Annotated in this window: 7 protein-coding genes and 5 pseudogenes; 7 read left to right on the top strand and 5 right to left on the bottom strand. The window is 60.6% G+C overall.

Annotated elements, in window-relative coordinates:
- Position 1 precedes the first annotated feature (1 nt).
- Genes ACFQH2_RS17935 through ACFQH2_RS17925 form a run of 3 tightly spaced genes read left to right on the top strand, consistent with a single transcriptional unit; the run spans position 2 to position 1,906 of the window.
- Positions 2 to 583 carry an HdeD family acid-resistance protein gene (locus ACFQH2_RS17935; protein WP_377050520.1) on the top strand — a complete coding sequence of 194 codons (582 nt, stop codon included), beginning with the start codon at positions 2 to 4 and terminating at the stop codon, positions 581 to 583.
- 52 nt (positions 584 to 635) lie between these two features.
- Positions 636 to 1,238 carry a hypothetical protein gene (locus tag ACFQH2_RS17930; RefSeq protein WP_377050518.1) on the top strand — a complete coding sequence of 201 codons (603 nt, stop codon included), beginning with the start codon at positions 636 to 638 and terminating at the stop codon, positions 1,236 to 1,238.
- Positions 1,238 to 1,906: a hypothetical protein gene (locus ACFQH2_RS17925; RefSeq protein ID WP_377050516.1), complete on the top strand. Its 669-nt coding sequence runs from the start codon at positions 1,238 to 1,240 to the stop codon at positions 1,904 to 1,906. The genes ACFQH2_RS17930 and ACFQH2_RS17925 overlap by 1 nt, the downstream gene beginning before the upstream one ends.
- Before the next feature lie 128 nt (positions 1,907 to 2,034).
- On the opposite strand, the pseudogene ACFQH2_RS17920 reads toward ACFQH2_RS17925, so the two are convergent.
- From ACFQH2_RS17920 to ACFQH2_RS17910, 3 genes and pseudogenes are all read right to left on the bottom strand, one after another.
- Positions 2,035 to 3,590: pseudogene (locus ACFQH2_RS17920) on the bottom strand (MFS transporter).
- Between the two features lie 392 nt (positions 3,591 to 3,982).
- Positions 3,983 to 4,453, bottom strand: a complete 471-nt coding sequence (locus ACFQH2_RS17915) for a DUF1269 domain-containing protein (RefSeq protein ID WP_377050841.1) — start codon at positions 4,451 to 4,453, stop codon at positions 3,983 to 3,985.
- A gap of 322 nt (positions 4,454 to 4,775) precedes the next feature.
- The gene (locus tag ACFQH2_RS17910; RefSeq protein ID WP_377050514.1) at positions 4,776 to 4,994 is read right to left on the bottom strand and encodes a hypothetical protein; all 219 of its coding nucleotides are present in this window, start codon (positions 4,992 to 4,994) and stop codon (positions 4,776 to 4,778) included.
- Between the two features lie 116 nt (positions 4,995 to 5,110).
- Between ACFQH2_RS17910 and ACFQH2_RS17905 the strand changes: the two are divergent.
- The 4 genes and pseudogenes from ACFQH2_RS17905 to ACFQH2_RS17890 all read left to right on the top strand — a co-directional run.
- Positions 5,111 to 5,567, top strand: a pseudogene (locus tag ACFQH2_RS17905) (ABC transporter permease); the annotation flags it as partial.
- 242 nt (positions 5,568 to 5,809) lie between these two features.
- Positions 5,810 to 7,062: pseudogene (locus tag ACFQH2_RS17900) on the top strand (MgtC/SapB family protein).
- Between the two features lie 199 nt (positions 7,063 to 7,261).
- A pseudogene (locus tag ACFQH2_RS17895) lies at positions 7,262 to 8,321 on the top strand (hypothetical protein).
- A gap of 173 nt (positions 8,322 to 8,494) precedes the next feature.
- The gene (locus ACFQH2_RS17890) at positions 8,495 to 9,190 is read left to right on the top strand and encodes an MBL fold metallo-hydrolase (protein WP_377050508.1); all 696 of its coding nucleotides are present in this window, start codon (positions 8,495 to 8,497) and stop codon (positions 9,188 to 9,190) included.
- Between the two features lie 44 nt (positions 9,191 to 9,234).
- Here the strand turns inward: ACFQH2_RS17890 and ACFQH2_RS17885 are convergent.
- Positions 9,235 to 10,522 (bottom strand): annotated as a pseudogene (locus ACFQH2_RS17885) (MFS transporter).
- A gap of 3 nt (positions 10,523 to 10,525) precedes the next feature.
- A complete protein-coding gene (locus tag ACFQH2_RS17880) occupies positions 10,526 to 11,638 on the bottom strand; it encodes an MBL fold metallo-hydrolase (RefSeq protein ID WP_377050504.1) in 1,113 nt (370 codons plus the stop codon).
- Between the last annotated feature and the right edge of the window lie 41 nt (positions 11,639 to 11,679).

Raw genomic sequence — 11,679 nt, 5'->3', positions numbered from 1 at the left:
GATGAGTCCAGCTAACACAGTCAACCCAGAATCGAACCGTACTGGGAGCAGCACCGCTGCAGTGGCCGGAGCGATGCTCGCGGTACTCGGAGCCCTCGCGCTGATATTTCCGTTTGTTACAGGAATTTCGCTGTCCGTTTTACTCGGCATTGTCCTCGTTGCCAGCGCGATTGTGCACGTTTCACACGCCTTCTCTGCAGGGACGCTCAGAGACAAGCTCGGTCAAGTGATACTTGCGGTACTCTACGGCGTCGCCGGAATTGTTTTTATGGCGAACCCCGTTGTCGGGCTGTTGACGTTGACCCTACTAGCTGTCGGCTTCTTCATCGCCGACGGCATCGTGGAGGTCGCGTGGGGGATACGAAGCCGCGGCCGGCCCGGATCCGCGTGGCTGCTCGCCAGCGGGAGCATCTCGTTCGTGCTCGGCGGTCTCCTCTGGATCGGATTCCCGAGCGACGCGGTCTGGGCTATCGGTGTTCTCTTCGGGATTAATTTGATCGTGACCGGCGTCTCGGTGATCCTCCTCGGATGGGAGAGTCGTAACTCGGTCGCACAACACACCACCCAACGGAGTCAAGGATGAAGTCGCCGCTCGACACAGTCCATACTGATCGTCTCAAGGAGCAACCCCGAGCATGAGTCAACAACTACCCGAAGAGTGGTTTCTCGAGGACACTCGGATCAACGCGGCTATCACGTGGGTGCTCGTCGGCGCTCTCGTCATCGTCGCGATAACCGCGTTTCTGGAGTTCTTGCTCGCCCGGATGGCGCTCGCTGCCTTTGCGGCGTTCGTCGCCATCACCCCGGCGCTCGTCGAGAGAACGTGGACTCGAACGGTTCCGTGGCCGCTGTTACTGATCTGTACGATCCCCCTCTCGACGGGAGCGCTCGGGATCAGCTTCTTCGTCGATGTCGTCACCGGTCTCAGTATCGCCGCGCTGGGGATGCTCGTGGTCGCTGCGTTCCAATCGACGGGGTCAGTTCGGATGACGCCGAACTTCGCCGTGTTCTTCGTCGTGTTCGCCACGATGGCGACTGCAGGCCTCTGGGCGATTCTGTCGGCGGGTTCGGCCTACTATTTCGATACGGCTTTCGTCGAAACCAACGACGAGCTGATGATGATTTTCAACGCCGCGGCACTAGCAGCGTTCGTCGCCGGCGGCATCTTTCGGCTGTACTTCCAGCGGCAACTCAAGGCTAACCTCGACCACGTCGGCGGCGAAGGGGTGAGTGCGTAATGAACATTCGGGCCCGCATGCACGTCTCTCATCGCACGCAAGTGGTTATCGTCAGAGTCCTCCAGGTCCTGTTAGTCGCCATGCTCGGGTTTGGATTGTATTCCGGCAACGTCGTATTCGCGTTCTACGCCGCAATCGGGCTCTTCGTCACACAGTTACCCGCAATCCTGGAGGGTCGATACCAGATCGTCATGGACGTGTGGCTCGTCATCTGGATCACGATGGCGGTGTTCTTGCATGCGCTCGGGACGGTGCCGCTCCCTGGACTCGACTTCCAGAGTTTGTACGGTGCGACGTGGTGGTGGGACCATCTGACCCACGCGCTGTCCTCGTCGATAGTCGTCGCCTCGGGCTATGCGGTGACGCGAGCCTTCCAAGAACACACTGAACACATCCATCTGGGACCGAAGTTCATGTTCGTCTACCTGCTGATCTTCGTGTTAGCCTTCGGCGTGATCTGGGAACTCCTCGAGTTTTACATCGCCGTGGGCGCGGACCTGTTCGGCATCCCCAAAGTGCTCACACAGTACGGGCTTGACGACACCGTTCTGGACCTCATGTACAACAGTATTGGTGGCATACTTGTCGCCGTCTTCGGGACGACGTACCTGACCGGCATCTCCGACCAACTGGGGGATCGACTCGAGTCGAGGTCGGCAAACCGCTGACGAACGCGGTCAGGCTGTGTCACCACCTCCGTTCTTGGCGTCTCATCGCTGCCATCACGAAACCCGAGAGGTCCCGGTGCGGTCGTGTGCCTTAATTCGCAGCGTTTTCCAAGGAGCGGCCGAGCCGATCAGGGCCGCCCTGAGTCGCGTGGAATGAACGCCGAAGTGACGAGGGTGAGCAACACGAAAACAACGAGGAGTAGCAACGTCGCCCGCTGTGCGTCGACCATGGCGGCCTTGAAGATGCCCTCTAGCAGTTCCTGTTCGGCAGGGGTCAGCCGGGTAATGAACGCCTGCCGGGTCGCCTCTGTTGCCGTCTCGGACGCCTGTTGGAGCGTCCGTGCCAGTTCGTCGCGTTGTTCTACCGACACGGCGGCGTCGCTCGCCCGGAGCACGCCGTCTATCACTCCCCGGTAGAACTGCCCGAGCAGGAAGGCACCGACGACGGCCGTCCCCAGCGCGTATCCGAGCATCCCGGTAGCGTTCATTACGCCGGATGCCTCCGAGGAGTTCGCCTGTGAGACGGCCGACAGCGTCGTGTTGACGAGCTGGGGCATCAGCAATCCGACGCCGACGCCGATAACTGCCATCGGGGGGGCCATGCTCCTGACGGTCTGGTCCGGGGTCGTCCCCTGGAACAGCAACAGGAGGCCGACGCCCATTAGCACGATGCCGGTCTGGACGAGAATCTTCGGCGAGACGTAGGCGCTCCAGCCAGTCGTGAACGTCGAGACGAGCAGCGTCCCGATTGAAAACGGGAGCATTGCGACCCCGGCCTCGAACGCAGTGTAGCCGAGCCCTGACTGGAGGTATACCGGGATGACGAAAATGAACCCGGCCATGACGAGCGACCGGGCACCGAACGTGAGCGACCCCGCAACGAACGGGCGGTTCGTCAGAATCTCCATCGGGACGAGCGGTGAGCCACCGGCTCGTTCCAGGCGGAGTTCGTACTGGGTGAATGCGGCGAACGCGAGCAACCCCAGCCCAATCACCCAGACCGCCGGCGATGTGCCGAAGGGGTTGAACTGGACGCCGAAGACAACGAACGGCCGCGTCGCGACCAGCCACCCGAACTTGCCAGCCAGAAGAAGGCCGACGACGAGCGACGTCGCGCCGACCATGGAGAGGGCCGTCCCACCGATGTCCAGGGAGTCGCTATCCTGCGTCAGCGGGGCCGCGCTCACGTAGCGGACGAACACCAACGCGACGAGCACGACGACTGCCTCGAGGGCGAACCCCCACCGCCAACTGCAAATGTCGTCAGTGCTCCGCCGAGTATCGGCCCGATGGCCGCGCCGGTAGCGTTCACCCCCGCCAGTAGCCCGAGCGCCTTCGCGCGGTCTTTCCCCTCGTAGGTGACCACGAGCACGGTAAACGTCAGAGGCATAAGCACGGCCGCCGCGGCGCCCTCAACGATGGACCAGCCGAAATATAGGACTGCAGGGCTCCAACTGACAGCTGCCAATAGCGTCCCGACGGTGTAGACGACGAGCGTACCCTGCATCAGCCGTCGGACGCCGTACCTCGATGGGAGCTTACCAGCGGGAAGCATCAGTGCCGCCATCACGAGTGAGTAAACCGCTATCGCGCCCTGCACGACGGGCACGGTGGTGTCCAGATCCGAGACGATAGCGGGGACAGCTACGTTCATCAGGGTCGCATCTATGACTGCGATGAACATTGACAAGCTCACCGCGATGGCCGGACCCCAGTACGATAGTGCACCCTGATGCTTTTCCACGTCGTCGACTTCGTCCCGGAGTTCATCCCCGTCAGAACTCATTGCGTCGCCCCAGGAGCGACCACCTGCGCGGTCTGTAGTTCCGGCAGTTGCCCGGCAAATATATTCGTCTCGACATATCTGGCGCGAACGATTGTATTACGGTCGACCTCTCCTGTGAACTGGTTACCGATCGCGTCGAAAAGGGCGGATCGGGTTCTCTCGGGGATCGACATCTGGGCCAGTCGCATGTGATGGTAAGGTGCCAGTCGTACAAGCATTCCAGACAATCAGTCGGTGGGGTTTCCGCTCGTATAAATCGGTTCCGCCGGGGTGGCCGGGGCCTTGTCGGCTTACCCGGACACTTCTTCTGCGGCGAAGGTCTCGCGGAGGCGCCTGTCGTCTTCGGGTGATAGATTCGTATCGATGATCTCGAATTCGTACTCGAAGTCCGATAGTTCCTCCTCGATGCGCTCGAGGTTGCCCTCCCGGCTTAGCAGGAACAGCGCGGAGTTTCCGGGGTCGATCGCGTCCCGCACCTCCTTGATAAAGTCGTCGTCGATGCCGATGTCGCCGAGTTTTCCGGAGACTGCACCGGCAGTAGCACCGGCCAAGAGGCCAAGCCACGGGGCGAAAAACAGCAACCCGATCAGCATACCCCAGAAGGCGCCGCCGAGGGCTCCTGCGCCAACGAGGCTGTATGCCTGTTTGACCTTCGCGCGCCCTTTTTCATTGCGGACGACCACCGCCGCATCCTCAAGTTTGATCAGTTCCCTTTTCTGTAAATCGTACATCCTGTCACGCATCGCTTCCGCACCGTCCATGTCGCCAAACTTGAGTACTACCAGTGAACTCATACGCCTGCCTTTGTGTAAGACTTTATAGTTAATTGCTCTCAATAGAACAAATTGCTGGGCTTACTCCCCACACATCCCACAGTATAGGCCGCTTAGGACAGATTTCAATCTTTTCGCCCCCGAAATTTCGACGAGAGATACAGATCCGTGATGATAGGGCCGCCCCGTTGTGTGCTGGTTTCGGAACTGATTCTCCGGACGTCCGCTCGTATCTGTCGCATTTCTTAGTGGCGGGCGTGACACAGGATGCACACGAGGAAAAAACCGCTCGGCCCGTCGACGGATTCTGTCAGCGGTGGGGCAGGTCCTCTTGACCAGTGACGAGTAGTGTTGGTACCGAAACGTAGGTGCGTGTCCCAGGGTTGTCGGGGCCGTGGAGCGTCGCCGCTACGTTACCCCCACGGAGCGCCTGCTCGACGAGTTCGATACCGACCTCGGTGACGGTACTGACCTTTTCGAGAAAAATTGGCTCAAGCGCCCCGAGCAGTGGACCTCGATGTAAGACCATGCGATAAGCTATTGGGGAACAATGATTCACGCAAGCGGTAGTGGGAATGGCGTCCCGAAACTAGCGAGAGCGACTAACTCCGAAGTCGGTAGCGGCAACCCCAACTCAAGGTGGAGATTATCGTCGGCCTTGGCGTCCTGCTTGGCGCAGAGATTCTCACTGGTTTCGTTGGTGTCGTCGGCATCATCGCCATCGGCGTTCTGTTTTCGCTCTGGTTCGTCGCGTTCTCGAACGCACTGGCGATTCTCACGAGGGATCAGGAATCGACGATCATCGGTGCAAACCTGCTGCAGTTCCCGCTACTGTTTCTCTCGAGTGCGTTCCTCCCTCTCGAGGCACTTCCAGATTGGATTCAGACGTTCGCCCGGTTCAACCCCGTTACCTACGGCGTCGATGCGACACGCTCGCTCATGGTCGATCAGGACGTGATGACCGTCATCGAGGTTACGTGGTTTGATGGTGCCCTGAATGGAGTCGTCCCCGGTGTGGCCGTCCTGACCATCCTCGCTCTCCTTTTCGGTGGTGTCGCAGTGTATTCTGCTCTCCCGTGCGTCGAGTTCCGACGTGAAATAACGGCTCGTCGACGAGGAAGCATCAGACAGGGTAATTTTTGGCGGCACTGATCGATTCATGTTCTCTCTGTCCACCATTTGTATCAGTAATTGTTCCGCCGGATCCCTTGGAGAGAGCTACGAATCGAGGCGGTAGCTGCCCCTCGTAAGATCGGGGCCTACGCTAGCCAGAATTAAACGAATCAGCGCACGCAATGCGCCCGTACTATTGTTTGATAACCCACTGGATTGATACATTACATAATGATCGATCCTATGACTACTCCACTCGCCGAAATTATCATCCATCTCCTTCTCGCGGGTGGCCTCGGCGCACTCATCGGTCTGGAGCGAGAGCAAAGCGAGTCGGGCGGATCGTTCGCCGGGAGCAGGACGTTCCCGCTCATCGCACTCTATGGGGCTCTCGTTCAGGCGTTCTTTCCGGGCATGCTTCCGCTCGTTGTGGGAACACTCGCCGTGCCGCTTACCATTGCGTACGTCGGGAAAGTCTGGTACGAAGGCGACATCGGCCTGACGACGCTCGTGGCGGCCCTCATCACAGTCGTCCTCGGAGCGATGACGATGCACTCGAACCGAGGAGCGGTCGTCGCGATCATCATCGGTGGGCTTGTCACGGTGTTGCTCTCGGTGAAAGATCCCGTCCACGAGTTCGCCGATCAGATCGAAGCAAGCGAACGACGGGCATCGGCAAAGTTCATTCTCGTGGTCCTCGTTGTCCTCCCTGCCCTGCCGGATCGGTCGGTCGATCTCCTCTACGGACTCAATCCGAGGTTCGTCTGGTTGATGGTCGTGTTCGTCACCGGCCTTGGATTCGTGGCCTACGTGCTCGGTCAGGCGCTCGGTCCCGAGCGAGGTATTGCGATCACTGGAATCGTCGGGGGTTCGTCTCCTCCACCGCGACGACGGTTTCGATGGCGGAGAAAACGACTCAGAGCGCGATGCTCTATCACGTCTGTGCCTTCGCGGTCGTCACCGCCTCCATCGTGATGTTCCCGCGAGCGCTCATCGAAATCGCGGTCGTCAACCCCGAGTTGCTCCCGAGTGTGGCAGTACCATTAGGAGCGATGACCGTAGTCGGAGCAGTCGCTGCCGGCGGGTTGTACTGGCTAACTGCGTCCGACGAGACGGTCGAAGCCGAAGAGCTCAGCAACCCGTTTCGCCTCCGGCCAGCCCTCCTCTTCGGGGTCATCTTCGCGGTCGTGTTGCTCGTCTCAGAATCCGCTAACGAGTGGTTCGGCTCGTCGGGAATATACGCGACCGCGTTCTTCTCCGGTCTTGCCGACGTCGATGCGATGACGATAACGCTGAGCCAACTCGCAGCGGAAGGCACTGTTTCCACAGAGGTCGCCACGACGGGAATCGTCATCGCCGCGGTCGCGAATACGTTCCTCAAAGCCATTCTGGCGTGGATTCTCGGCACCTACATGTTGGGGAGGCTCGTCTCTGTCGTGCTGGGTGTCGTGGTCCTGAGTGGCCTGTTATTCATTTCCTTTTGACTTGAGGGTGCGGGGGTAATCCGCCCGGATACCGATTGCCGAGCGGAACCCAATAGTTTTGTGAATACCACACTATACTCTATGCAATGGAACTACAGGCCCACCACGGCTACTGGTCGTGTTCGTTCACGAGTGTGTTCTACCGTAGTACCGGCACCGGAACTGGGTCGCCGCTCGCGTACACTTACGGGCCCGCGAGATGACGTTATACAATCGCGTTGCGGACCTCCCGTTGAGAGTGTCGGGCACGGATCGGACCAGCCGCCGTCGAGAGATGGCGGGCGATGCGACTCGTGTCACCTCCACGTTTGTCCTGCTGGCAGACGACGAGTTCGGCGCCGGCGAAGACGTCACGCACGACCCGGTGGATCACGAGGCGTTGCCCGAGCCGCCGGTGTTCGACTTCGAAGGCGAGTATACGCTCGAAGGGTTCTCGCGGTCGCTCGAAGACGTCGACCTCTTCCCGACGAAGCCCCCGAGCAGGAAATCTCGCGGACCTATCGGCGCTGGGCGGTCGAGAGTGCTGCACTCGACCTCGCACTCAAGCAAAACGACACGACTCTGGCTGCTCGCCTCGACCGGGAGCGACCATCGGTTCGATTCGTCGCCAGCCCACCGGTCCCGGAGGGTGATACCACTCGAGTCGAAGAGATACTCGCGGGCAACCCCGGCTGCGAGTTCGCACTCGAACCGACCGACGCGTGGACTGCAGAGACGTTTGCGACGCTCGCGGAGACCGATGCGGTCCGTGTCCTCGACCTGAACGGCCAGCCCGAGGGGTCCGACGACGGCCGCCCCCGGATTCCACGCTCTATCAACGGGTCTTCGAGACGTTCCCCGACGCCGTCGTGGCAGACCCTGCCGTCTCCGACGCCGTTCGCGACCTGCTTGCGGCGAATGCGGATCGCCTCTCGTGGGGCGCGCCGATCAGGAGCGTGGCCGACCTTCGTGACGTGCCGTTCGAACCGCGGTGGTGTTCGATTGCCCCATCGCGGTTCGGGACCGTCCGGTCACTCCTCGATACGATCGAGTACTGTGAGAACCAGGACATCAGTATCTACGGGGAGGGCCAGTGTGAACTCTGTGTCGGGCGTGGGCATATCCAACTGCTCGCGTCACTGTTCTCCCCCGGCGGACCGAACGATGTCGCCCCGCGAGCATATAACAAACCGGTGCTCAGAGGGGACCTGCCATCGAGCCCGCTCGAGCCGCCCGAGGATCCGACCGGGATGGAGTGGGCAAAATTGGAATTCGAGTAACATGGAATCGGAGTATCGGCGTCGACTGTGTTGGCTTCCGCTACTGCGGCGTGAATCGCCATAGTCACATCTTGCTCACGTTCCCAATCACTCAGGAACACATTGCCGAATTCGTCCCACAGCGGAGTATTTACCTAAGATATACTTTGTCACACTGTGTACACTATAGTAATATGGTCTCCAGAGTAACCGAGTCAGTCTGGCAGTTCGACCTTCGTGGCGTCAACGCCTATCTGGTCGACGACGACGTTTTGACGCTCGTCGACGCCGGCACACCGTTCGACGAAGACACCCTCCGAACGGGAATCGCCGAGGTTGGGTACGCTGTCAGCGATATCGAACGTGTGTTGGTAACCCACTACGATCTCGATCACGTCGGCACGCTCGCCGCGCTGGAGCCTGCACTCGACGCGCCAGTCTACGTGGGCGAGTTCGATGGCGGTGTCCTGACCGGAAACCGCTCACCACCGTTCACCAACCACAAAGGTGCTCTCCAGCGAGCTATCGGCTTCCTCGTGACTGAGCCATCTCTGGACATCTATACCGTCGAAGACGGCGATCAGATCGGGTCGTTCACCGCGTACCACACGCCCGGACATACGCCGGGGCACTTCTCGTACGTGAGCGAGCGGCGGGATGTTGCGTTCCTCGGCGACCTGGTCACGGAATCGGATGGGGAGTTGGAATCGTCCCCCTGGGTAATGAGCTACGACACGGACGAGGTGCGCGAGAGTATCAAATCACTCGTCGAACGAGCACCCGGTTTCGAGGTTGCCTGTATGGGCCACGGGACACCGCTCACGTTGGGCGGGAGCGATGCGCTTCGGTCGCTGGTACGTACGAAACCCACCGTGGCTGGCAGACCGTGATGGTGGCCTGAGACGCAGATTCTGGATCTTACCGCGAAGAGAGATCAGTCCTCAGACATCACCTGCGTCGGTGGCTCCGGTGCAGGTGACGGGGGTTCGTGCGTGCCGAAGTCGGGATGGGTTTCTTCCATCCAGATGTACACGATAGCACCCGAGAGGAACATCAGGATTGCAGTCATGTAGAACGCAGCCTCGATGGTGACGAACTGCATCGCGAGGCCGATCAGGACTGCGCCGACTGCATAGCCCGAGTCACGCCACATCCGGTAGACGCCCATGCCGGCGGAGCGCCACGTCGGGTGGGCGGCATCGCTCGGCACGGTCATCAGGTTGGGATACAGCAACGCCATCCCTGCCCGGAGGCCGCCGCCAGAACGGCCCACGGAAGGTAGCCCTTGACGAGCACCATCCCGAGCACGCCGCCTCCAGCCAGGAACATCCCGACGATAACGGGGGGACGACGACCGATGCGGTCTGCGAGTCCCCCAGTTGCGATCTGCAGGAAGTACATCGCGCTGTGGACGCCGACCACGACGCCGACCGCCGCGATCCCGAGCCCTTGACTGGTCAGGTACAGCGGGACAGCGATCCAGAAGAGCGTGTCGACGAAGTTCTCGATGTGGCCGGCCTGTGCCGCGGCGAACAGCGTCCGATCGCCGTAGGTCGCGCGCTTGAGTACGGCCATGAACGGCAGGTTCGCATCCTGATGGTCGTCGTCACCTTCTGCCTGTGCGAACTGGAGCGTTTCCTTGATCAGGAAGATCGAGATGAGAAACGCCAGCACGACCACGGCAGCCAGGAAGTAGAACGGTTCGGGTCGGAGACTGGTCTGGCCGGCGATGACGCCCGTGATCCAGGCACCGACTGCGACACCGCTGTAGCCGAACGCCTCGTCGATACCGACCGCGAGACCGCGCTGGTCAGGTCCGGCGAGGTCGATCTTGGCGTTGATCGCCATACTCCAGGTTAGCGCCTGATTGATGCCGAGCAGAATGTTCCCGACGGTGATCCAGCCCCAGCAGGCGCGAAGATCAGAATAAGCGGGAGCGGTAGTGCCGTCGCCCAGCCGAGTACGAGGACGGGCTTGCGGCCGTACTCCTCGCCCCATTTGCCTGCGTAGAGGTTGAGGATCGATTTTACGATCCCGAACGAGACGACGAAGGACCCGATAACGAACAGTGACTCGACGCCGAGAACGTCTCGACCGAGGACGGGGACAACAGCGCGCTCGGACCCGATCGTCAGCCCGGTGGCAAAAACCAGCAGGACGTGGAGCGAGAACTGTCCGAGATGCTCGCGGATTCCCTGTTTGAGCTCAGTTGTCGTACTCATGGATTACTCGGCAGCGCAGTTGTTTGGACCCATCTCCAGGTCGGCCAGTTCGTCGGCAGGAACTGATTCCTGTCCGACGTTCGTTCGCTTGACACGCTCGAAATTCGGTGGATGCTCCGGAACGTCGGCAGCAAGCGTCTCGACGAACTCCTCGCGGTCACGTCCGAGATCAGCGTTCTGCGCTCTCACCTCGCCCAGCGTTGCCATCGCTGGCGGTTCGGGGGAGCCGGGATCGTGTGCCGGCAAGACGACGGTATCGTCCGACCGGTCCAGCAAGCGCTGGAGGCTCTCGTACAGCGTCCCGGCGTTCTCTTCGAGGCCGGAATCCTCAATCCCGGCTTCGACGCCGAGTTCGACGCGCCCCACGCTCTCGTGAAAGAGCGTATCGCCAGTGATCAGAGCCGCACCGTCGATATCGAAGGAGACGCTCCCTTCGCTGTGTCCGGGCGTATGGATTACGTCGATTTCCAGATCGCCGACCGTCACGGTCTGGCCGTCCTCGATCGGGGTCGCATCGATAGCAAGCGCGTCTTTCGGATGGAGATAGTACGGAACGCCGTGTCGCTTGGCGAGGTCCGTAGCCCCGGAGACGTGATCAGCATGGGCGTGCGTGTCCAAGACACCGATCAGTTCGGCGTCGTGGTCGTCGAGGATCGCCTCGTATTCGTCGAGGTAGTGGGACAGATCGAAGACGAGGGCGGCTCCGTCAGAGATGAGAACGTGTGAGAGACAGCCCTTGCCCGGCCGGGCGACCTGCACTACCGTGGCATCGAGTTCGGTTGGAACGTCTGCATGCCGGTGGACGCGACTCCAGCCGTTCATTCCGTCAGTGAGCGTAATGGCACTGTAATCCATCTCCCGAAGTACGTCCGTCGCGGTCTGTGATACAACGCCCGCAGCACAGACGGTGACGATATCCCTGTCTCGGGGGAGATCTGACAGCGCGTCCTTCGCCGAGTCGGGGTCGGCAGTGAGTGAGTCGTAGACATCGATGTTGCGGCTGTCCGGAATGTGCCACTCGTCGAAATCTGCTTCGTGGCGAACGTCGAGGACCACTACGTCGTCGCCGTCTGTTCGCAAACGCTCGCTGAGTCGATTGGGGTTGATCTCTGGCATCAGTGCTCAGTTATACACGGGGTATCAGGATATGGGTCCTG

This window comes from Natronoarchaeum sp. GCM10025703, from assembly GCF_042661985.1.
Lineage (GTDB): Archaea > Halobacteriota > Halobacteria > Halobacteriales > Natronoarchaeaceae > Natranaeroarchaeum.
This window is presented reverse-complemented; position numbering and strand designations above follow the sequence as displayed.

What these genes read in the sequence shown, in the direction of transcription:
- ACFQH2_RS17935 (WP_377050520.1), top strand. Translation starts at nt 2, where the DNA reads ATGAGTCCAGCTAACACAGTCAACCCAGAATCGAACCGTACTGGGAGC.
- ACFQH2_RS17930 (WP_377050518.1), top strand. Translation starts at nt 636, where the DNA reads ATGAGTCAACAACTACCCGAAGAGTGGTTTCTCGAGGACACTCGGATC.
- ACFQH2_RS17925 (WP_377050516.1), top strand. Translation starts at nt 1,238, where the DNA reads ATGAACATTCGGGCCCGCATGCACGTCTCTCATCGCACGCAAGTGGTT.
- ACFQH2_RS17915 (WP_377050841.1), bottom strand. Translation starts at nt 4,453, where the DNA reads ATGGACGGTGCGGAAGCGATGCGTGACAGGATGTACGATTTACAGAAA.
- ACFQH2_RS17910 (WP_377050514.1), bottom strand. Translation starts at nt 4,994, where the DNA reads ATGGTCTTACATCGAGGTCCACTGCTCGGGGCGCTTGAGCCAATTTTT.
- ACFQH2_RS17890 (WP_377050508.1), top strand. Translation starts at nt 8,495, where the DNA reads ATGGTCTCCAGAGTAACCGAGTCAGTCTGGCAGTTCGACCTTCGTGGC.
- ACFQH2_RS17880 (WP_377050504.1), bottom strand. Translation starts at nt 11,638, where the DNA reads ATGCCAGAGATCAACCCCAATCGACTCAGCGAGCGTTTGCGAACAGAC.